Origin of the sequence: Pseudomonas sp. B21-036 (genome assembly GCF_024748925.1) — a bacterium.
In the GTDB taxonomy this organism is placed as follows: Bacteria; Pseudomonadota; Gammaproteobacteria; order Pseudomonadales; family Pseudomonadaceae; genus Aquipseudomonas; species Aquipseudomonas palmensis.
Map to the genome: position 1 here is coordinate 3,121,338 of NZ_CP087178.1, position 20,633 is coordinate 3,141,970.

Sequence of the window (20,633 nt, forward strand, 5' to 3'; positions counted from 1 at the left end):
GACTCCGCCTCTGGCCGCCAGGCCGTAGGAGCGGGCCTTGACCCGCGATCTGCCGCGCAGCGCCAGCAAAACCTGCGAACGCGCCCTCAAAGCCTCCCCACGCACAACGCTCACGCTTGCAGCGCAACCTTTAGTAAACTCGCCCCAACCGGCAGTACCGGCAAGGCTCTGCAGAACACCTGCAACCTCCCCGCCATCGCACCGCTTTCAAGCATCTACAGGCCCAGCAGAACCATGAACCGCCAAAAGAAGATCAAGCAGATACTCAAGGCCAACGCCAAGAAGGCCAGCGCCAAGCTGGCCCCCAAAAGCAAACCCAAATACATCTGCAAGGCCGACCGACTGAAGCTGGCTACAGAAGCCGCCGAAACCCCGACCCCCGCCGCCGAAGGCTGAGCCACACCTGTCACGCAGCGCCCGCCTGCTGCGTTATCCACTCGATGAACGCCTGCACCTGCGCCCGCTTCAAGGCCTCTTTGCGCGTTACCAGGTAGTACGCAAATCGCGACGGCCACGGCCTGTCCAGCGCCACCACCAGCCTGCCGTTGTGCAGATCTTCCTGGGCATGGTTGTCCTGCACCAAGGCAATGCCCTGCCCGCTCGCCGCCGCGCGCAGCAGCAACAGGTCTTCATCGTAACTGGCACCACGCTGGCTACGACTGTCAGCCTCCACGCCATGCGCTTGCAGCCACAGCGGCCAATCCGCTCGCTCGGTGTCGTGCAGCAGCGGGTAGTTCAGGCAATCCTGCGGGCTGTTGATCGGCGGCCCCTCGGCCAGCAGCCGGGGGCTGGCCACCGCTAGCAGCACCGGCGCCATCAGTGGGATCGACTCCAGCCCCGGGTACTGGCCCAGGCCATGGCGCAGCGCAATGTCGATGCGCTCGCGCTGGAAATCCACCAGCCTTGCCGACGCCTCCACCCGCACTTCGATGTCAGGATGCCGGGCACTGAAGTCACCCAGGCGCGGCACCAGCCAGGTGGACGCGAACGACGGCACGGTGCTGATGGTAAGCGTTTGCTCGTGGGTGAACGACTCAAGTTCGAGCAGCGCGTTCTCGATCTGCCCAAAGCCCCGCGACAACCCGGGGAAAAGACGTGCGCCGGCATCGCTGAGCTGCACCCCATGCCGCCCCCGTAGCAGCAGCGTGACGCCCAGACGGTCTTCCAGCTGGCGGATCTGCTGGCTGATGGCGCCGGGGGTGACGCCCATGTGCTCGGCCGCCGCCTTGAGGCTGCCCAGCCGTGCAGCTTCGGTAAAGGCGCGCAGCGCCAGCAAGGGTAGAACGGCGCCCATGGCGTATTCCTTGGTTTAGAAAATCTAACGTCAAAGCGCAGGACTAATCGTTTTTGTCTCAGGCAATCACTCACTAGCATGGCACCCACACCACGCAACAAGCATTAGTCTGCCTGAGGTATGTGCCCTGTGTCCGATCCTGACCTGATTCTCTACACCGACAGTTCGCCAAACGGCTTCAAGATCACCATCGCCCTGGAAGAAATGGGCCTGCCCTACAGCCTGCGCCATGTGCGCATCGATGAGGGCGAGCACCAGCGGCCCGAGTTTCTTGCGCTCAACCCGCACGGTCGCATTCCGGTGCTGATCGACCGCGCCACGGGCATCACCCTGTTCGAGTCCGCCGCCATCCTGCTGTACCTGGCGGACAAGAGCGGCCAGTTGCTTGGCCACGACGCTCCCGAGCGCTGGGCATGCATCACCTGGCTGATGTTTCACAGCGCCAGCATGGGGCCGTTGCTGGGCCAGCGCGTGCACTTCGAATGCTTCGACAGCGTGCCCAACCCTGCCGCCATCCAGCGTTACAGGACCCTCACCGAAGCCACCTTCGTCACCCTCGATCAGCATCTGGCAAACCAGCCGTGGCTGGGTGGCGCCACCTATTCGATTGCAGACATAGCCACCTTCGCCTGGCTGCATATCGCGCAGCTGGTGGGCTTCGACTTCAGCCAGCAGCCCTGGTTGAGCCAATGGTACGCGCAGGTAGAGCAGCGCCCTGCGGTACAACGCGGCATTCGCCTGCCCGCCCCTGCCACCGGCCCATGAACCCCGACACCAAGGAACAGGCATGAACACCATGACCCACCCCACTGCACCCGCCGTCACCTGCGGCGCGAACGCCGAAGCCTTCGCCCACCACCCCGGCTACCGGCGCATGTTCGCCGCCGATCACCTGACACTGGGCATCTTTCTGCCACTGCGCTTCTACCAGGGCGACATGGCGGTGCTTCACGCCCAGGCGCAGCATGTGAGCGAGATCGAGCGCCTGGGCTTTGCTGCCGTATGGGTGCGCGACGTGCCCTTGTTCGACCCGGCCTTCGGCGATGCCGGCCAGGTGTTCGACCCCTTCGTGTACCTGGGCTACCTGGCCGCCCATACCCGGCACATCGCGCTGGTCACCGGCAGCGCCATCTTCACCTTGCGCCACCCCATCGACCTGGCCAAGTCTGCCGCCAGCCTCGATCGCCTGTCGGGCGGCCGGTTGGTGATGGGCATCGCGTCGGGGGACAGGGCCGTGGAGTTCCCCGCCTACGGCCTGGCCCATGACCAGCGCGGTGAGCGCTTTGCCCACAGCGTGGACTACTTCCGGCAATTGCTGGCGCAGGGCCCTGCGACCCTCCGCTCGCCGCTGGGCCAGATGAGCGGCACGCAGTTGCTGCCACAACCGGTCACCGGGCGCATTCCGCTGATCGTGACGGGGTCGTCGCGTCAATCCCTGCAGTGGCTGGGTGAGCAGGCCGATGGCTGGCTGACCTACCCGGACGCCACCCACACGGCGCAGGGCCCGCTTCGCCTGGCAGAAAAGGTTCGGGCGTGGCGCTCGCAGATCCCCAACGGCGGGTTTCGCCCGCACATGACCAACGAGTGGATCGACCTGGACGAAGACCCCGACTTCCCGCGCACGCCGTTGCAAGGTGGGTATGTGCTCAAGACCGGGCGCAACGGGCTGATCGCGTTGCTTGGCGAATGGAAGGCAGCGGGCGTCAATCATGCGGCGCTGGGCATTCAGATGGCCCGGCGGCCGGTTGACGAGGTCATTCAGGAATTGGCCGAAGAAGTGTTGCCGCTGTTCCCCACCTTGCAAGGGCCAGCGCCGCTGGCCCAGGGGTGGTAGCACTTATCCGGCGCAGGGGTAGCCCGTTTCGACAGCCGAGGCCACCGCCTCGGCAAAGTCCAGGTCCGGGTTGAGCGCGGCCACCAGGTCGGCGGTCAACGGGGTGTGGTCGTAGAGTTGCTGCACCGCCGCCAATGGCACGGCCTGCTCGTAGTACCACTGGGCAAACTCCACGTAGCCACTGGCCGGTTCGATCAGCAGCGCCAGAAACTCCACCGAGCCATCGTCGAGGTGGTCCGTTGTGACGTTCGGCGCTGCCACCTTCTGCCAGGCCGCGTCGTCAGGGCTTCTCCAGTAGCAGTAGCTCAGCCAGTCCATGCTGAAGGCCGCTTCGTTGAGAAAGGCGGCAAAGGCCGGCGGCACTTGTTGCTGTACGGCCTCGACGAGACGGCTGTCGCCGGCTAACGGGGATTCATGCGCAATCCCCTTGATGGCCGCGCCGAACGGCCCGAAGTGCACAAACCATTCATCGCCCGAGCCATTGCGCATCGACGCCATTTCCTCACCGTCGAACCAGCTCGCGTTGTAGCTGAAATAGCGGTACTCCCATTCGGGGGAGACGATGGCATCGAGCATGGCCAGGGCCTTGGCGCGCTGGCGCAGCGTGGCGATGTCCGGGAGTGTTGCGGGGTCAAGGGGAATCAAGGCGGGCATGAGTGCTTCCGAAGGTCGACGAATTGGGGTGGCGATGGTGATTCAAGCCAGGCTGACAGTGCTCGCTTCTCCCGTGCGTGTGTCATATGCGACCAGGGCTTGCCGGGTGGCGTCGGCAGTGCAAACGCGCTCGCCATTCGGGTTCCAGACCGCGGACTGGCCTGCACCGATGAAGTTGTCGGCGGGGCCTATGCAGTTGGCCATGATCACGGTCATGCCATGCTTGCGGGCCATTGCCGGGTAATGGTTGCAGGCCAGGTCCACGCCCTTCTGCGACTTGGCCACGCTGGCCAGGTACACCTGGGCACCTGCCGCGGCGGCCTGGTCTGCATGGGCGGGTTGCAAGGATTCATAGCAGATCGCGGGCACCAGAACATGCCCGCCCTGGCGGAACACCTGCTGCTGGGTACCAGGCGTGAAGAATGGCAGTTCGTCGGCGTGCAGAAGCTGCTTGGAATACACCGCACGTGGCAGCCCTGGCTGGAACGCGATCATGCTGATCTGGGTGCCCTCCCTCCCCTGGGTTGGCGCACCCACGGCGATGAGCAGGGTGTAGCGATCGCTCAAGGCCTGGAACGCATCGAGGCGGCTGTCGGTGGGCGCCATCGCCAAGCCACCGGCCAGTTCGGGTTCGTAGCCGGTCAGCGAAAGTTCGGGGAAGACCACCGCATCGGCTCCCTGGCTTGCGGCGGCGTGGATAGCGTCGATGTGTTGGGCGAGGTTCTTTTCGACATCCCCCGGGGTGGCCGAGATTTGCGCAGCGATCAGCTTCATTCGAGTCTCATGTCCCTTGGTCGACGCGGGCCTATGCTGCACCAACATCGTTACCTTGGAAAGTGTGCGGTGTATCAGGCTGATCGCGTCGCAGGTTCTGCTGGCGCTGCGCGCCAGATCGCGGGGCAAGGCCCGCTCCTACAGGCTGGGCACCTGCAACCCGACCTTCACCCGGTCCAGCGCCACAATGGTCTTGAACCAGGTGACATTGGCGTTCTCGGCAAACAACCGCCGCGCCAACGCCTGGTACTCCTGCATGCTGGCCACGGTCAGCACCAGCACGAAATCCACCTCGCCAGTGACGTAGTAGCACTGCTGCACTTCAGGCACCGCAAAGTGCGCCTTCATGGCCTCCAGCGCATCGAGGCTGGTGCGCTCGGCCATCACCTCCACGATGATGGTGATCGGCCGACCCACCGCAGTAGGGTCGACGACGGCGACATTGGCGGTGATGACGCCCCGCTCCTCCATGCGCTTGATGCGCCGCTGCACCGCCGCGGTGGACAGGTTGACCTGCTCGGCCACCAACCGCAGCGGCACGGTGTTGTCGCGCTGCACCAGGTCAAGAATGGCGCGGTCGAACTTGTCCAGCGGCTCAGCCGCTACATCGTGAATGGCCATGGAAACCCTGCGAGAAATTTTCTCGAAAACTACCAGAAATCCGCGCCCCTTTACCTGACAGCGAGAAATATTATCGAGCCCCAGCCTGCAGCCGCAGCCCTGGTCGGGACTCACACAGGATATTGCTCGCATGCTCGCACTGTTTCATCTGTCGCCCGTGCTGCTGGTCACGGCCATGCTGGTGGTGCTGCGCCGCCCACCCGTGCATGCCGCCATCGCCGGTACGCTGCTGGTAATGGTGCTGTGGCTGGTCGGTGCTGCCGATACGTGGCGCCTGGGCAGCCTGGTGGCGGCCGCCCAGGACACTGCCGTGCTGTTTGCCAGCACCGCGTTCGTGATCGTACCGGGGCTGGCCTTCGTAATCTTCATCGAGCGCCTGGGCGTGAACCTGGCATTCAGCCAGTGGGTACGCTCGCTCGGGCTCGGGCGCGGCGACCAGGTGGTGTTCATCGTGCTCGGGCTGGCCCCATTGCTCGAAGCCATGACCGGCTTTGGCGTGTCGTTGATCGCCACCGTGCCGCTGCTGCTCAGCCTGTTCGACCGCCGGGTGGCGCTGCGTATCGCGTTGGCCGGCATGGCGATCATGCCGTGGGGCACGCTGGGCCTGGCATCGGTGATCGGCGCTTCCCTGGCCCATCTGGACGCTGCGGCGCTGGCAGCCACCTCGGCACTGACCAGCGCACCGGTGTTTCTCGCGCTCGGGGCGATGGCGCTGTACCTGGCCGAGGTTCGCACCTTGCGCGAATGGACGGTGCTGGGCGCTGGCTGGCTGGTATTCGTGGGGGTGCTCTACAGCAGCAGCCGCGGGTTGGGGCCGGAGGTAGCCGGCGTGGCGGCGGGCCTGGTGAGCGCAGCCGCCGTACTAGCCAACGGGCTGCGGCGCCTGCGCAACCACGGCGGCACACGCGGGGCGCGACAATGGCCGCGCCAGGCGTGGCCTTACCTGGTGCTGATCACCAGCATCGTCGCACTCAAGGCGCTGTGGGCCATCACCGGCTGGCAGAACCTGTGGGTCGTCCAGGGCGCCCAGGTCACCTGGAAGCCGCTTGCCTCGCCGGGCGTGGCACTGATCCTGGTGCTGGTGGGCCTGGGGTTTCACGCGCGAAGCGCACCGTCCCTGCCGGTGCCGGGCACCCGCATCGGCACCGCACTGCTGACCCGGGCGAAGCGGCCCCTGCTGACGATCTTCTTTTTTCTCGCCATGTCGCAGTTGATGGTCAAGGCCGGCTTTCTGGCGGGCCTGATGCAGCTGCTGACCGGCCTGGCACCGGCCGCCGCGTCGTTGCTGGTCGCCCTGCTGGGCGGGTTGTCCGGCTACATGACCGGCTCGAACGTGGGCGGCAATGCGATCTTCATGCCCGCCATCGCCATGCTGCCCGAACACGGCCGCCTGTTGCTCGCGGCGGTGCAGAACAGCGCGGCGGGGCATGCGGCGCTGGGCTCGCTGTCGATCGTGATGCTGATCCTGGGCCTGGCCAGAACCAGCACCAGTGAAGAAGGCGAACTGGTGCGTTTCGGCTTTGCGCTGGTGTGCCTCAACACGGCACTGGTCGCGCTGGCTGCGGTGTTGCTGAGCGTCTGGCTGGGCTAGTCAGGCAACCACCATCACCACCAGCACCACCCCCAGCAGGGCCAGGTAGCACTTCACATGCAGCGCGTCGGGCATGCGCCCGATCCACGGCGCGGCCAGGCGAATGCCGCACCACGAGCCAAGCACCAGCACGGCCAGGGCACGCACGTCGATATAGCCGGCAAACCAGGGCCCCAGCACTTCGGTGCGCCACGCAAGCACGGCGTAGGCGGCAGTACCGGCAATCGCCATCGGCAGCGACAGCGGGTTGGCCGACGCCGTCGCCACGGCCATGCTCGCCCCACGCCTGCGCATCAGCGGCACGCTCATCACGCTGCCGCCTACACCCAGGAATGCGGCCACGGCGCCCATGCCGACACCGATCACGGCGCTGGCTCGACGGCCCAGCGGGCGCATGCCATCGCTTGTGCTCACGGTAAACCCCGGGCGCAACACGGCATCAAGAATGGTCAGGCCAAGGTAGCCGATGAACAGCCAGCGTATCCACGCCCCTTGCACCTGCGTGGCGGCCCATGCGCCCAGCACTGCACCCAGCGCAACGTAACCCAGCAACGGCCGCACCACAGGCCACTGCAAGGTGCGCGCACGGGCATGGCGCAAGGTCGAAAGGCCTGCGCCGAAGATCATCGCCGCCGTGGAGGTGGCCACGGCGATATGCATCGCGGCCTCGCCGATGGCCGACCCCGGCGCATGGCTCACACTGATAAGGGTGAACAGCAGCGGCACCGCCACAAAGCCGCCACCAAAGCCGAACAGCACAGTCGTCACACCAGCTACCACACCGAACGCACACAGCAGAAACCAGAACATGCATCGCTTCCAACACAAGGGGGAAGCCACACGTTAACGCCCAGACATGTGGCCAGCCCTCGCGAATTGGCCAATAATCCTCGCGTTCCGGCCAAGGTGCTTCACATGCTCAATATTCCGCTCGCCAGCGTCGACGCCGTCGCCCGCCCGGTGCTCGCCATCGGTACCGACTACCCGCCCGACACACTGCTGCCCACCCATGTGCATCGGCGCGCACAGTTTCTGTATGGCATGAGTGGCCTGATGGAGGTTCAAACCCAGGACGGCAGCTGGGTGATTCCGCCCGGTAGCGGGGTGTGGATACCCGCCGGCAAGCCGCACCAAGTGCTGATGCGCGGGGTGAGCACCCGCAGCCTGTACATAGAGCCGGCGCAGCCGGTGCGTGATACCTCGCAGTGCCAGGCCCTGGTGGTCTCGCCCCTGCTCCACCACCTGTTGCTGGCCACGGCGCACGTACCCGCACTGTATGAAACACACGGTCGCGACGGGCATCTGATTCAGTTGGTACTGCACGAGCTGCGCAGCGCGCCGAGCCTGGCGCTGTTCGCACCCTTGCCAAACGACCCGCGGCTGGCCGAACTATGTCGCAACTTCCTGCGCCAACCCCGCATTGACACCAGCGCCGAGTCCTGGGCAAGTGCCCTGCATTGCAGTGCAAGAACCTTCAGCCGCCTGTTCCGCCAGCAAACCGGGCTTTCATTCGGCACCTGGCGCCAGCAGGCCTGCCTGATGGCTGCCGTCACCCGCCTGGCGGCCGGCGCCTCGGTCACACGGGTCGCGCTGGAGCTGGGCTACGACAGCCCCAGCGCCTTTTCCAGCATGTTCCACCGTCAATTGGGCGCCCCGCCCAGTGTTTACCTGGCCACGCTCGACCAGTGCGGCCCAGGGCACGCGGTGGTCTAACTCAGGTATTCAGGGCCGGCTTTGAGCCCAGGCGCCAGCCCAGGTTCATGCCGGCCGCCGCCAGCAATATGGCCAGCGCCCCGGCTGCCTGCAGCGCGCTGAGGGGGTGATCGAAGGCCAGCCAGTCGACCAGGATGGCCACCGCCGGGTACAGAAACGACAGGGCGCCGATCAGCGCCGTGGGCAGTTTCTGGATGGCGCCGTACAGCAGGGTCGACATCAGCCCGGTATGCACCGCGCCAATGGTCAGCAGGTAGGCCCAGGCCTGGGGCTGCGCGGTCATGTCCGGCACCTGCGCCCAGGGCCAGAGCATGGCCGCGCCCACCAGCAGCTGCACCAGCACGATCAGGTGCGGCGGCACGCCCTGCAGGCGCTTGGCGATGATCGCCGCAATCGCGTACAGCAAGGCCGACGCCAGCGCGAGCATCACACCCATCAGGTAGTTTTCCCCGGCCGCCCCCGTCTTGGCCGTCACAATCAGCAGCATGCCGACAAACGCCAGGCCCAACCAGCCAGCACCACTGGCCGAAATCCGCTCGCCGAACAGCAGCACGCCCAGCCCCACCAGCATGAAGGGTTGCGTGTGGTAGACCACCGTGGCCACCGCGATGGAGGCCTGGCTGTAGGCGCTGAACAGCAGCAGCCAGTTGCAGGCCAGCGCAACGCCACCCAGCAGCATCCACCCCCACTGCGCGCGGGTCGGGCGCAGCGTGCCAAACACCCCCAGCGCCCAGCACGCCAGGGCCATCACGGCGGCGCCGAACAGGCAGCGCCAGAACACCATCGACGAAGGCGACTGGCCCGACTGCACCACGAACCAGCCGACAGTGCCAGAAATGCACATGGCGGTGACCATTTCGAGGGTGCCGCGTGAACGTGCATTCATGGCGCGCGGTGTCCCGTCGAGGTAAAAACAGAAGGCTGTGCCATCGAACAAAATCCATCAAAACGAACAAGTGGGTGCCATAATGTCCGCCGCCCTCTCTCCCAGTCAACTTATAACGAACAAATGACCATTATATCGAACGATGCGCCGATCATGATCCTGGCCCAGGCCATCAGGCGCGAGCGCTTGCAGTCGGGGATGTCCGTCAGCGATCTGGCGCGCCGCGCCGGCGTGGCCAAATCCACGCTGTCGCAGCTGGAGTCCGGCCTTGGCAACCCCAGCATCGAGACCCTGTGGGCGCTGGCCACGGCACTGGGCATTCAGGTCACGCGGTTCTTCGAGCAGCCGGCGCAGACGGTCACGGTGATTCGCGCAGGCGAAGGTGCGGCGCTCAAGGCCGACGACGCCGACTACGCGGCGACCCTGCTCGCCGACTGCCCGCCCGGCATACGCCGGGACCTGTACCGCGTGCATGCCCAGCCCGGGCAGCCGCACCATTCCCAGGCGCACCCGGCGGGCACTTTCGAGCATGTATTCGTGTGCCAGGGGGCCGCCAGCGCAGGCCCGGCCAGTGCACCGGTGCTGTTGCATGCCGGCGACTACCTGCGCTACCCGGCCAACCAGCCCCATGTGTTCGAAGCCTTGGAGCCCGATACCGTTGCTGTCATGCTGATCGAGCACAGCTGAAGCAACTGCCTGCCCTATCCCTCAGGACCCACCCCCATGACCAACCACAGAATCGAGCTGTCAAACGGATGGATCGCCGAGTTTGCCAACCAGGGCGAGTTCCGCATGGATGCCGAAGGCTGGAACCTGGTGCTGCACGGGCCGCAGGGGCAATCCATCCAGTACTTCAACGACCAGATCGTGCTGGTGAACGATGACGACGGCACGCAGGCCAAGGCGTGCCTGCAGCTGTCGGAGGACGGCGTCTACGGTTACCTGAGCACCTCGGTGGGCACCGGCTGGGTGATCGACTTTGCCCGCGGCATGCTTGCCCCGCACCGGGTGGATATTCGTCACTACCACGACGGCTACGACGAGAGCATCGCATTGACCGAGCAGCCGGCCTTCCAGCGTGCACGCCAGTACATTCAGGTGAAGGGGCGATTCGTGTACCTCACCTTCCCGTTCATCCGCGAAGCGGAGTTCCCCAAGGTGTGGGAGCAGTACGTGGCGATCCGTCGGCGCCAGCTGGACGAGCTGTACTTTCGCAATTGAACCCTGCCGCGTGCCGGCGCCTTAGGCACCTGCCGCAGCCAGGTTGCCGGGGTCGCCCTCGGCCAACAGCTGCGCCATGCGTTCACGCGCCGCTGCGTTCGGCAACACCCCGGTGGTCATGCCTTCCAGCACGGTTTCGCCCTGCGCGTTGACGATGCTCAACTGCGCCCGCGCATGCCCGCGCTCGTCCTTGTCCACGATCAGCCAGTGGCAGGTGATTGCATCGCCGGCATACACCGGCCGCTTGAACTCGAAGCTCATGCTGGTCGCCAGCCAGCCGATCTGCCCGCCGATCTCGGTCACCAGGCTGGCCGTCAGCAGGCCATGGGAAATGATCGACCTGAACCTGCGCAGTTCGGCCGAGGCGGCATCGTAGTGCACGGGGTTGTAGTCCCGCGAAAGCTGCGCAAAGCAGCGGATGTCCTCATCGGTGAAGCACCGGCTCACGCTCAGTTGCGCCCCCACCTCCAGGCCCTGTACGGCCCGTGCTCTCAAGCTCTTCATGGCACTCCCCCTGTTCGATTGCCGCGTACATTCTGCCTACCTGGGTAGCTGCCCGCCCAGCAGCACCAGCGCGATGATGACCATCGCCGCCCCCGACACCCGGCTGACCCACAGCGCCGCCGCAGGCCGCGCGCCCAGCACGGCCTGCGAACCAAAGCCCACCAGCAGGTAGATCACCCCGCAGCTGAGCGCATGCACCAGCCCCAGCGCCACGATCTGCAGCGGTACCGGCCACGGCGCCGTGGCGTCGGTGAACTGTGGCAGCAATGCCAGAAACAGCAGGAACACCTTGGGGTTCAGGCCGCTCACACACAGGCCCTTCACCGCCCAGCGCTGCCACGCACCGGCTACCTGCACCTGGTCCGCCTGGGGCACAGTCGGGTGCCGCAGCATGCCGATGCCCAACCATAGCAGGTACCCGGCCCCGGCCACCGTCAGCACCGACAGCGCAAACGGATGCCCCGCCACCAGCGTGCCCACCCCGGCGGCGACGATCAGTGTCGCGATCAGATGCCCCGACAACAGCCCGGCCACGGCGGGCAATACCACCCGCCCCTTCAGCCCGGCCGATATCGCATAGGCCCAGTCCGCACCCGGCGTGATGATGAACAACATCGACACCGCCCAGAACGCCACGAAAACATTCAGGGTCATGGCGCTACCCACGCCAGGGGTTGATCCACGGTTGGCTGCATCGTCCTGCTCCACAAGCAAATTGATGCAGGGAACAATAATGAAATCTTGCTAGAATTTTCTTTCGAAGATAATCGCGACATAGGCCAATAGGGGAAAATCCTTCCAGATGGACCGCATCGACCGGAACATTCTTGCCGAACTGCAAAAAGACGGGCGCCTTTCGATCACCGAACTGGCCGAGCGGGTGGGGTTGAGCCTCTCCCCCTGCCACCGGCGGGTGCGTGCCCTGGAAGAATCGGGGGTGTTGCTGGGCTATCGGGCGAAACTGGACCCCATTGCCCTGGGCCTGACCTTTTCCGCCATGGTCTTCGTCACCCTTCGCGAGGGCGATCGCACGGCGGTCGAGGCGTTCGAGAACGCGCTGGTGGCGTTGCCCCAGGTGGTGGATGCACAGCGCCTGTTCGGCGAGCCGGACTACCTGCTGCATGTGATCACCCAGGACCTGCCGGCCTTCCAGCGGCTCTATGATGAAAGCCTGTCGTCGCTGCCCAACGTGCAGCGGCTCACCTCCACCCTGGTGATGAAGCGCGTGGTGCAGGACCGGCCCTTGCCGTTGTAACCTCGCCGCACGCCTTCACCCTCACCCAGGAGCACCACTATCCACCGCGCACCCAACGAACCCTGGCAAGGCGACCTGTGGCTGGCCACCGACTACTGCCTGGTGGCCGGGCAGGTCGGGCAAACCCAGGCCCACGCCCACTATGCCCACCAGGTGCTGATCGCCTGCGCTGCCCCGGTGCAGGCGTCGATCCAGGGCCAGGTCGAGTGCGGGCCGCTGCTGCTCATTGCCTCCGGCCAGCCGCATGCGATTCTCAGCGAGCAACCGGCGATCACGCTGTTTGCCGAGCCATTGGCTTTCGAACTGCCGGTGCTGCGCCAGCTCTGCGAAGACGCCGGCGCAGACCTGGAGGGCCTGAACCAACGCTTGCGCGCCCTGCCCCGGCGCCCTTTGCATCCGCGCCTGGCCACCGCCTTGCAACGGGTGCGTGCACTGGATGAAAACACCCTGCCCGCCGCGCAGCTGGCCAGTGAGGCGGCGCTGTCGCTCAGCCAGCTGGAGCGCCTGTTCAGCGGTCAACTGGGGCTGTCGGTGCGCCGCCTGGTGTTGTGGCAACGCCTGCGCGTGGCCTTGCAGCTGGCACTGGGCGGTAGCAGCCTGACCGAGGCAGCCACCTGCGCAGGCTTTGCCGACTCGGCCCACCTGTCACGCAGCGTGCGCCAGCAGTTCGGCATCCGTGCCGACCGTACCCTGCGCCACCTGCGCCTAAGGCTGCTGGACTAGCGCACGGCTCAGGGCATCGGGCAGTACGGCAGGTGGATGCTCGGGCTGGTCGCGGCGAAAGGGTTGGCGCAACTGCGCGCCGTAGCCCACCGGGTAGTCCGGAAAGTCGCCGATACCCAGGTCGTCGTCCGCCAGGTGATAGTGCGGCAGGTGCAAGGCGGTACCCAGCAGGCGGTCCCAAACGCTGAAGAACAGCGCGAAGTTCACATCCCCCGTGGTGCCGTACTTGAGGTGATGCAGCCGGTGCACCGGCGCCCAGGCAAACACATGGCGCAGCCAGCCGATGCGCATGTCGACGTTGCTGTGCTGCAACAGCAGCTGGATGGATATGCTGAACGCCAGCAAGGCCGCCACATCCAGCGGCAACCCGCACAGCAGCAAGGGCAAGGTGCCGCCCAGCGCTTCGAGCATCTGGTGCAGCGGGTGCTTCATCAGCCCGTTGAAGCCGTACATTCGGGTCACGCTGTGATGCACGGCGTGCAGGCGCCACAGCAACGGCAGGCGGTGGCTGGCGTAATGCACCAGGGTGATGCCCAGGTCTGCCACCGGCAACGCCAGCAACAGTTGCAGCGCCAGCGGCCAGTCACTCGGCCACAGGCCGGTATCGGGCAGCACCAGGGCAATCAGGGGGATGGCGGCAATGCCGGCCACGTTGAGCGCCTCGTTCACCCCCGCGTGAATCACGTCCCGGGGGCCATCGCCCTGGCTTACATTCCAACGCTCGCGATAGGGCCACAGCCGCTCGCACAGCATCGACACGCCAATCGCCAGCAACAGCAGAACCGGCAACCAGCCAAGGCTTGCGCCCTCGTCCAGCAGCCACGCGGCCGAGCCGATGAATCCAAGGAAAAATACAGGGGCGTACAGGGTTCGCATCGTGAAACTCCAGGCAGGTCAGAGCCTGGAGTTTCGTGCAGCCCCAGCCTGCGCCGCTTGAACAAACGACGCATCTTCAGCCTGGGGGGAAAGGCCGGTCAGCCCTGGCAGAAGCGAATGCGATTGCCGAACGGGTCGTACACCTCAAGCACCTTGCCCCAGCCCTGCTCGACGATGTCCGGGCGGCCATAGCCGTAGCGCTTGGCAAGCAGCTCGTCGCGCAATTGCTCGATGTTGTGCATGGGGATGAACACCGTCGAGCCAGGGCTTGCGTCGCCGTGGTGCTCGGACAGGTGCAGTTGCAGCCCATTGCGCACGATGCCCAGGTACAACGGCAGATCGGCTTCGAAGCGGTGCTCGAACTCCACGCTGAAGCCCAGGAAGTCGAGGTAGAACTCGCGCGCCTTGGCTTCGTCGAACATGCGCAGGATGGGGATAGGCTTGTCGAAGCTCACTTCGCTTGCAGGGATGGCGGGGGCAAGCAGGGCCGAGGCGGTGTTCCAGTCCTTGTAGCCCAACTGCTGCGCCACCAGCTCCAGCGCACCGGAGTGGGTCAGCGGCGGGCTCTGCGCCTGCAGGGCGGTACGCAGACGCTTGGCCATCTGTTTGGCCTGTTCGATCGAGATCATCATGTGCTCCTGGTGCCGAGGCAGTGTGGGGCTCGCGTTGCCAGGCCTCGACGTTCAAGAGAATGATCGCGTCAGGGGTAACTGCAATGCTTTCACCTTTCCCAACGGGAGCGAGCGGCGGGCAGCATCGGCCCGCGCCGATCATACACAGCCAGGGTGGCCTATGGAAAGGCGGCCCTCAGCGCGTTGGCGAATCCCCGCGCCCGATGCGCTTGCCGCCCTGCTGCCCCACCTCCTGCGCCTGGCCGTCGCGCTGCTTGCCCTGGCGCGCCTGGCCCACCAGCCGCGCGATCAGCGGGCCTTCGGGCAGATGACGCCAGAAGCGCCCCGGCATGTGCTGGCGCATGGCGTCGGGGTTGACCCGTGCAGGGTTGAAGGTGTGCCGGTAATAGGTGCGCCACAGCTCGGCGCCAGGGTCGTCGGCGTGGCAGGCCCACTGGCGCCATTGCTCGGGGCAGTGCCGTCGGTAGTCCAGGGTGCTGCCATCGAAACGGATGCCATCGCGTGGCGTGGCGATCAGCCAGCGCTGGCGGCCCAGCCGGTCGGCAAAGTGGCCGCTGGCGCTTTGCAGAATGTCGTGGGCCGGTTCATGGAAGGCCACCAGGTCCAGTTGCAGTTGCTCGGCCAGTGCCGCCGGCAATGGCACGAAGCGCACGAAGGCATGCAGGTGATGGGCCTCGCGGCTGACCTGCTTGATGCGCCGCTGCAGCTCGCTGCCCAGCCGGTCGCCCGCCAGCATGGCGGTGCGGTCGCCATGGGCCACGCGCCACAGCACTTCATACAGCAGGTTCCAGCGCTGCTCGCCACGGTAGCGGGCGGCCTGCTCAAGTTGATCCAGCAAGGCGGCCGGCACCCGTGTGCGAAACGGCCCGGGGCCCTGCGGCAATACCGCCGGCACCGCCAGCAGATCGTGCACCGGGCCGTGGGCCCACACCACCTCGGTGGGGTCGATGCCGTGGCCCAGCAGCACGCGGGCCTGGTCGCGCCAGGTGTCGAAGTGCTCGTCGCAGTCCAGCGCGATCATCCCCACAACCCCATCTGCACCGGTGCCTGCGGCTCGCGCAGGCGTTCGCGCAGCAGGCCGCTGCGGGTTTCCGACTGGGGCGGGCGATAGTCGCTGGTGACGATGAACGGGCGCGCCTTGTCCAGCACGCAGCGCAGCTGGATCAGGTCGTCATAGCGAATGCGCCGTTCACGGCGCAGCGCCACCAGGCGTTGCACGCTGCGCAGCCCGATGCCGGGAATGCGCGCCAGCAGCGCCGGCTCGGCGCGGTTCACATCCAGCGGAAACACCTCGCGGTTGGCCAGGGCCCAGGCCAGCTTGGGGTCGATGTCCAGCGCCAGGTTGCCCGCGCCGCCCAGCAGTTCGCCGGCCTTGTAGCCATAGCCGCGCATGAGAAAGTCCGCCTGGTACAGGCGGTGCTCGCGCAGCAGCGGCGGCGCGGCCAGGGGTACGCTGGTGGGGCTGTCGGGGATCGGGCTGAACGCCGAGTAGTACACACGCCGCAGGCCATAGCCCTGGTACAGCGATTCGGCATTGCCCAGGATGGTGTGGTCGTCGGTGGCATCGGCGCCCACGATCATCTGGGTACTCTGCCCGGCAGGGGTGAAGCGCGGTGCGTTGACTTCACCGGCCACCGCCTGCTGGCCGTGGTGGATGGTGCCCATGGCCTGGCGAATGGTACGCACCTGCTTCTCCGGCGCCAGGCGCTGCAGGCTGGCTTCGGTGGGCAGCTCGATGTTCACGCTGAGGCGGTCGGCCAGCCGCCCGGCCTGCTCGATCAGCAGCGGGTCGGCGTCGGGGATGGTCTTGAGGTGGATGTAGCCGCGAAAGTTGTGCTCTTCGCGCAGCAGCTGCGCCACGCGAATCAACTGTTCCATGGTGTAGTCGGCGGAGCGGATGATGCCCGAGCTGAGGAACAGCCCGCTGATGCAGTTGCGCCGGTAGAAATCCAGGGTCAGGCGCACCACCTCCTCAGGCGTGAAGCGTGCCCGCGGCACGTTGCTGGAGCGGCGGTTGACGCAGTACTGGCAGTCGTACAGGCAGAAGTTGGTCAGCAGCACCTTGAGCAGCGACACGCAGCGCCCGTCGGGGGTGTAGCTGTGGCAGATGCCCATGCCATCGGTGGCGCCCAGGCCGTCGCGACCGCGCGAGCTGCGCTTGGGGGCGCCGCTGCTGGCGCACGAGGCGTCGTACTTGGCGGCATCGGCCAGGATGCCGAGCTTGGCGATGAGCTGCATGGGGTCCACCTCGATACTGATTATCCATACAGTATTCGCAGTTCGCCACGCATGCAAGCGCAGCCTGTCGACCGGGCCGCTGCGGCCTTCATGAAAAAATCTTCATGAACGCTGCGCCCCGCTAACCGGGGAACCTCGGCGCACCCTCGCCCGCCTGCGGACAACCGGCCTTGAGGCACCGCAGCAGCTTGCGTAGGATCGCCGTTCATTCACGCCATCGCGCCCGTTCACTGCCTGCTCCCAGGCCGGTGGTGTATCCGTTTTCCGCAAGAGCCTGCACATGCCCCAGCCTATCCCCCTCAAGGACCACGAGAAAGAAACGCACCTGGTCAACCGCAGGCTGATCGCGTGTGCGCTGCTGGTACTGGTGCTGGTGGCGGTGCTGGTGGGGCGGCTGTACGTGCTGCAGGTGGTGCAGCACGACTACCATGCCGCCGTGTCGCAGAACAACCGCGTGCACGTGCTGCCCATCGCCCCCGAGCGCGGGCTGATCTACGACCGCAACGGCGAGGTGCTGGCCGACAACAAGCCCAGCTTCAACCTCACCATGACCCGCGAGCGTGCTGGCGACACGCCCAGGGTGCTCGACAGCCTGGTGCAGATCCTGGGCCTGGGCGAGGAGGACCGCCAGGGCTTCGAGAAAGACCTGCGCCGTGGCCGCAAGCCGTTCGAGCCGGTGACGCTGATGTTCGGCCTGAGCGAAGAGCAGATCGCCCTGATCGCGGTCAACCAGTTCCGTCTGCCGGGGCTGGACGTGGAGCCGCAGTTCATTCGTGAATACCCCATGGGCGCGCACTTTGCCCACTCGGTGGGCTACGTGGGGCGCATCAACGAGAAAGAAGCCAAGACCCTCGATGCCACCGAATACCGTGGCACCCAGTCCATCGGCAAGACCGGCATCGAGCACTTCTACGAGGCCCAGCTGCACGGCCAGGTGGGCTACGAAGAGGTCGAGACCAACGCCCAGGGCCGCATCATGCGCGTGCTGCGCCACCACGACCCGGTGCCCGGCAAGAACATCACCCTGAGCCTGGACGCGCACCTGCAGCTGGCCGCCGAAAAGGCCCTGGGCGATCGCCGTGGTTCGGTGGTGGCGCTGGACCCGGCCACCGGCGAGGTGCTGGCGATGGTCAGCAACCCCAGCTTCGACCCCAACCTGTTCGTCAAGGGCATCAGCTTCAGGCAGTACGCCGAGCTGCGCGATTCCATCGACCGGCCGCTGTTCAACCGCGTGCTGCGCGGCCTGTACGCCCCGGGCTCGACGATCAAGCCCGAGGTGGCCATCGCCGGCCTCGACAGCGGCGTGATCACCCCGGCCAGCCGGGTGTTCGACCCCGGCTACTACGAGCTGCCCAACTACGACCACAAGTACCGCAACTGGAACCGCAGCGGCGACGGCTGGGTGGACATGTACAGCGCCATCATGCGCTCCAACGACACCTACTTCTACGACCTGGCGCACAAGCTGGGGGTCGAGCGCCTGCACGACTACATGAGCGAATTCGGCCTGGGCCAGAAGGTCTCGCTGGACATGTTCGAAGAGTCACCCGGCCTGATGCCCTCACCCGCCTGGAAGCGCGCCAACCGGCGCCAGGCCTGGTACCCCGGCGAAACCCTGATCCTGGGCATCGGCCAGGGCTACATGCAGGTCACCCCGCTGCAACTGGCGCAGGCTACCAGCCTGCTGGCCAGCAAGGGCGTGTGGCACCGCCCGCACCTGGCCATGAGCATCGGCGACGAGCCGCCGGTAGACCCCAACCCCATGCCCGACATCGTGCTGCATGACCGCCACGCCTGGGACCAGGTCAACCAGGGCATGCAGATGGTCATGCACGCCCCGCGCGGCATCGCCCGCGCCGCCGCTGCCGGGGCGCAGTACCGCATCGCCGGCAAGAGCGGCACCGCGCAGGTGGTGGCGATCAAGCAGGGGGAACGCTACAACCGCGACAAGACCCTGGAGCGCCACCGCGACAACGCGTTGTTCGTGGGCTTTGCCCCCGCCGACCACCCGAGCATCGCCATCGCGGTGATGATCGAGAACGGCGAGGCCGGTGGGCGCGTGGCCGGGCCGGTGGTCCGGGAAATCATGGACGCCTACCTGCTGGACGAACAAGGCCACCTCAAGCCCCAGTACGCCGGCAACGCAGCACCCGCCGCGGTGCCCCATACCTGAAAGCGCAGCACCCTGATCGTGCCGACAGCATCTGATTGCATTTGCAATCAGATTGCAGTATCCCTTGCGCTTCTGCCAAGGACCGATCATGGAGCTGCCCCGTGGATTCACTGCCTGCCATCCCCCCTGCCCGACTGGCCGCCCACGCCTGCATTCGCAGCATCGAGGCCGGCCTGCCGTCGACCGGCGCAGCGTCGCACTCGCCGCTGTTGCAGATTTTGCAGACCGTGCACCGCATCGAGCACGACCCGGCCGTGGCGGGCAACCTGTGGGTGATCAATGATCGCGCCGACAGCGCGAGCGAGGTGGTCAGCCCCTGGGGCATCTGGTTTCGCCAGCAGGCGCCCAGCCGCGAACGCCCGCTGATCTACCTCACCCAGTCGCCGAGCTCGGCCCGCGTGTCGATGCTGGCCGAGCAGATCGGCCACCGCGGCATCGTGTTCAACGACCTGGAATCGGCCGCCTCGCGCTGGCCCAAGGGCGCGCACCCGTGGCTGCCGTTGTGGCTGTCGGCCAACGCTCAGTGCCGCCCGTACGACCCCGCCAGCGCTGCCGAGGCCCAGGCCATCCTGCTGGCGGCGCTGGACGAGCTGTACGTACAGGGGCGCCACGGCTTCTATTACATGACCCTGCACGACCAGCCGCCGGCAGCCGATGAACCGGCACACGACGATTGCAGCGATGCATTCCTGGGCATGTACCCGTTGCAGCCCACCAGCGCTGCCCGTCCCCAGGTACGCCTGCTGGGCGCCGGCGCCATGCTCCGGGAAGTGCGCGCCGCCGCGGTGATGCTCGACACGCACTGGGGCATCGCCAGCCAGTTGTGGAGTTGCCCCAGCTACACGCGCCTGGCCCGTGACAGCGACGATGCCGCACGCTGGAACCGCCTGCACCCCGAGGCCGCGCCACGCAAGAGCTACCTGCAGTACTGCCTGATGTCGGCCAGCACGCCGGTGATCGCCGTGACCGGCTATGCCCAGCACATCGCCGACCAGCTTGCCCCGCATGTCACGGCGCCCTTCACCGCACTGGGCGCCGACAGCCTGGCGCCGGGCAACTGCCTGGATCGGCGCTGGATAACCTTCAGCGCGTTGCAGGCACTGGCCGGCCAGGGCCTGTTCGACACCCAGGCGCTACCCGCCGCACAGGCCCGGCTGGGCCTAGGCGAATGACGCCCGGGCCTTGAAGCTCGACTGTTCCAGCGCCTGGGCGAACAGCGCCTGTTGCTCGGGCGTGAACTGGCTCAGAAACAGCTCGTCCACTGCCTGCTTGTACACCGCCCACATGCGCTTGCGCAGCGCCTTGCCGCTGTCGGTGATACACGCCAGGGCGCCGCGCCCGTCGCCCGCGACCTTCTTGCGCAACACATGCCCTTCGGCCTCCAGGCGGTCGACCAGGCGGGTCAGGTTGTAACGCTCGATGGCCATCACATCGGCCAGCTCGTGCATGCGCCGGCAGCCATCGGGGCCGCTCTCGATGCCCCACAGCGCGTCATACCAGGCGTACACGGGCAGGCCCTGGTCGGCCAGGCGGCGTTCGATTTCGCGAATCAGGTTGCGGTGGGCGCGAATGAAGCTGAACCAGAGGTCAGCGGTGGGGGCAGCCATGAGGGTTCCTCGGGTCAAAGTTATTGCATTTGCAATC

General features: G+C 66.3%; 24 protein-coding genes. 11 read left to right on the forward strand and 13 right to left on the reverse strand.

Annotated elements, in window-relative coordinates:
• The first annotated feature begins 234 nt into the window (after positions 1 to 234).
• Positions 235 to 396, forward strand: a complete 162-nt coding sequence (locus tag LOY33_RS14065; RefSeq protein WP_258658944.1) for a DUF2986 domain-containing protein — start codon at positions 235 to 237, stop codon at positions 394 to 396.
• Positions 397 to 406: 10 nt separating this feature from the next.
• Here the strand turns inward: LOY33_RS14065 and gcvA are convergent, their stop codons facing one another.
• Positions 407 to 1,294 (reverse strand): transcriptional regulator GcvA, encoded by an 888-nt coding sequence (gene gcvA / locus LOY33_RS14070; protein ID WP_258658945.1) that lies wholly within the window; start codon positions 1,292 to 1,294, stop codon positions 407 to 409.
• 129 nt (positions 1,295 to 1,423) lie between these two features.
• Here gcvA and LOY33_RS14075 point away from each other — a divergent pair, with 129 nt between their 5' ends.
• Positions 1,424 to 2,059 (forward strand): glutathione S-transferase family protein, encoded by a 636-nt coding sequence (locus LOY33_RS14075; RefSeq protein WP_235384162.1) that lies wholly within the window; start codon positions 1,424 to 1,426, stop codon positions 2,057 to 2,059.
• Between the two features lie 22 nt (positions 2,060 to 2,081).
• On the forward strand, positions 2,082 to 3,128 hold the full coding sequence (locus LOY33_RS14080) for an LLM class oxidoreductase (RefSeq protein WP_258658958.1): 1,047 nt from the start codon (positions 2,082 to 2,084) through the stop codon (positions 3,126 to 3,128).
• A gap of 3 nt (positions 3,129 to 3,131) precedes the next feature.
• Here LOY33_RS14080 and LOY33_RS14085 read toward each other — a convergent pair whose 3' ends face one another.
• The 3 genes from LOY33_RS14085 to LOY33_RS14095 all read right to left on the reverse strand — a co-directional run bounded on the left by LOY33_RS14085 (position 3,132) and on the right by LOY33_RS14095 (position 5,177).
• A complete protein-coding gene (locus LOY33_RS14085; RefSeq protein ID WP_043860520.1) occupies positions 3,132 to 3,782 on the reverse strand; it encodes a hypothetical protein in 651 nt (216 codons plus the stop codon).
• A gap of 42 nt (positions 3,783 to 3,824) precedes the next feature.
• Positions 3,825 to 4,556 (reverse strand): carbon-nitrogen hydrolase family protein, encoded by a 732-nt coding sequence (locus LOY33_RS14090; RefSeq protein WP_258658963.1) that lies wholly within the window; start codon positions 4,554 to 4,556, stop codon positions 3,825 to 3,827.
• A 138-nt stretch (positions 4,557 to 4,694) separates the two neighbouring features.
• A complete protein-coding gene (locus LOY33_RS14095; RefSeq protein ID WP_043860522.1) occupies positions 4,695 to 5,177 on the reverse strand; it encodes an Lrp/AsnC family transcriptional regulator in 483 nt (160 codons plus the stop codon).
• Positions 5,178 to 5,307: 130 nt separating this feature from the next.
• Between LOY33_RS14095 and LOY33_RS14100 the strand changes: the two genes are divergently transcribed.
• Positions 5,308 to 6,768 (forward strand): L-lactate permease, encoded by a 1,461-nt coding sequence (locus LOY33_RS14100; protein WP_258658966.1) that lies wholly within the window; start codon positions 5,308 to 5,310, stop codon positions 6,766 to 6,768.
• Here LOY33_RS14100 and LOY33_RS14105 read toward each other — a convergent pair whose 3' ends face one another.
• Complete coding sequence (locus tag LOY33_RS14105; protein WP_058540707.1) at positions 6,769 to 7,578, reverse strand: sulfite exporter TauE/SafE family protein; 810 nt, start codon at positions 7,576 to 7,578, stop codon at positions 6,769 to 6,771.
• Between the two features lie 105 nt (positions 7,579 to 7,683).
• Here LOY33_RS14105 and LOY33_RS14110 point away from each other — a divergent pair, with 105 nt between their 5' ends.
• The gene (locus LOY33_RS14110; protein WP_043860525.1) at positions 7,684 to 8,481 is read left to right on the forward strand and encodes a helix-turn-helix domain-containing protein; all 798 of its coding nucleotides are present in this window, start codon (positions 7,684 to 7,686) and stop codon (positions 8,479 to 8,481) included.
• Position 8,482: 1 nt separating this feature from the next.
• Here the strand turns inward: LOY33_RS14110 and LOY33_RS14115 are convergent, their stop codons facing one another.
• Positions 8,483 to 9,367, reverse strand: coding sequence for a DMT family transporter (locus tag LOY33_RS14115; RefSeq protein WP_088515349.1), 885 nt, complete (start codon positions 9,365 to 9,367; stop codon positions 8,483 to 8,485).
• A 123-nt stretch (positions 9,368 to 9,490) separates the two neighbouring features.
• On the opposite strand from LOY33_RS14115, the gene LOY33_RS14120 reads away from it, so the two are divergent.
• Both LOY33_RS14120 and LOY33_RS14125 read left to right on the forward strand, forming a co-directional pair.
• Complete coding sequence (locus LOY33_RS14120) at positions 9,491 to 10,054, forward strand: helix-turn-helix domain-containing protein (RefSeq protein WP_054915334.1); 564 nt, start codon at positions 9,491 to 9,493, stop codon at positions 10,052 to 10,054.
• A gap of 36 nt (positions 10,055 to 10,090) precedes the next feature.
• The gene (locus LOY33_RS14125; protein ID WP_043860528.1) at positions 10,091 to 10,588 is read left to right on the forward strand and encodes a hypothetical protein; all 498 of its coding nucleotides are present in this window, start codon (positions 10,091 to 10,093) and stop codon (positions 10,586 to 10,588) included.
• Between the two features lie 21 nt (positions 10,589 to 10,609).
• On the opposite strand, the gene LOY33_RS14130 is transcribed toward LOY33_RS14125, so the two are convergent.
• Positions 10,610 to 11,092 carry a MaoC family dehydratase gene (locus LOY33_RS14130; RefSeq protein ID WP_043860529.1) on the reverse strand — a complete coding sequence of 161 codons (483 nt, stop codon included), beginning with the start codon at positions 11,090 to 11,092 and terminating at the stop codon, positions 10,610 to 10,612.
• A gap of 36 nt (positions 11,093 to 11,128) precedes the next feature.
• Positions 11,129 to 11,746: a LysE family translocator gene (locus LOY33_RS14135; RefSeq protein WP_258658975.1), complete on the reverse strand. Its 618-nt coding sequence runs from the start codon at positions 11,744 to 11,746 to the stop codon at positions 11,129 to 11,131.
• Positions 11,747 to 11,894: 148 nt separating this feature from the next.
• On the opposite strand from LOY33_RS14135, the gene LOY33_RS14140 reads away from it, so the two are divergent.
• Together LOY33_RS14140 and LOY33_RS14145 are read left to right on the forward strand one after the other, a co-directional pair.
• A complete protein-coding gene (locus LOY33_RS14140; RefSeq protein ID WP_043860530.1) occupies positions 11,895 to 12,347 on the forward strand; it encodes an Lrp/AsnC family transcriptional regulator in 453 nt (150 codons plus the stop codon).
• Between the two features lie 102 nt (positions 12,348 to 12,449).
• The gene (locus tag LOY33_RS14145; protein ID WP_229589228.1) at positions 12,450 to 13,070 is read left to right on the forward strand and encodes an AraC family transcriptional regulator; all 621 of its coding nucleotides are present in this window, start codon (positions 12,450 to 12,452) and stop codon (positions 13,068 to 13,070) included.
• Here the strand turns inward: LOY33_RS14145 and LOY33_RS14150 are convergent.
• From LOY33_RS14150 to LOY33_RS14165, 4 genes are all read right to left on the reverse strand, one after another.
• Positions 13,053 to 13,946, reverse strand: coding sequence for a sterol desaturase family protein (locus LOY33_RS14150; protein ID WP_258658979.1), 894 nt, complete (start codon positions 13,944 to 13,946; stop codon positions 13,053 to 13,055). The two genes, LOY33_RS14145 and LOY33_RS14150, sit on opposite strands and share 18 nt — an antisense overlap.
• A 98-nt stretch (positions 13,947 to 14,044) precedes the next feature.
• The gene (locus LOY33_RS14155; protein WP_236177473.1) at positions 14,045 to 14,575 is read right to left on the reverse strand and encodes a glyoxalase superfamily protein; all 531 of its coding nucleotides are present in this window, start codon (positions 14,573 to 14,575) and stop codon (positions 14,045 to 14,047) included.
• Between the two features lie 178 nt (positions 14,576 to 14,753).
• Complete coding sequence (locus LOY33_RS14160; RefSeq protein WP_054915340.1) at positions 14,754 to 15,599, reverse strand: TIGR03915 family putative DNA repair protein; 846 nt, start codon at positions 15,597 to 15,599, stop codon at positions 14,754 to 14,756.
• Entirely contained in the window at positions 15,596 to 16,816 is a 1,221-nt protein-coding gene (locus LOY33_RS14165; RefSeq protein ID WP_054915341.1) for a putative DNA modification/repair radical SAM protein, read from the reverse strand. Before LOY33_RS14165 ends, LOY33_RS14160 begins: the two co-directional genes overlap by 4 nt.
• Before the next feature lie 280 nt (positions 16,817 to 17,096).
• Between LOY33_RS14165 and mrdA the strand changes: the two genes are divergently transcribed.
• Positions 17,097 to 18,989: a penicillin-binding protein 2 gene (gene mrdA, locus LOY33_RS14170; RefSeq protein ID WP_043860536.1), complete on the forward strand. Its 1,893-nt coding sequence runs from the start codon at positions 17,097 to 17,099 to the stop codon at positions 18,987 to 18,989.
• A gap of 101 nt (positions 18,990 to 19,090) precedes the next feature.
• Entirely contained in the window at positions 19,091 to 20,161 is a 1,071-nt protein-coding gene (locus LOY33_RS14175; protein ID WP_258658987.1) for a transketolase-like TK C-terminal-containing protein, read from the forward strand.
• Here LOY33_RS14175 and LOY33_RS14180 read toward each other — a convergent pair.
• On the reverse strand, positions 20,150 to 20,596 hold the full coding sequence (locus LOY33_RS14180) for a MarR family winged helix-turn-helix transcriptional regulator (protein WP_043860537.1): 447 nt from the start codon (positions 20,594 to 20,596) through the stop codon (positions 20,150 to 20,152). The two genes, LOY33_RS14175 and LOY33_RS14180, sit on opposite strands and share 12 nt — an antisense overlap.
• Between the last annotated feature and the right edge of the window lie 37 nt (positions 20,597 to 20,633).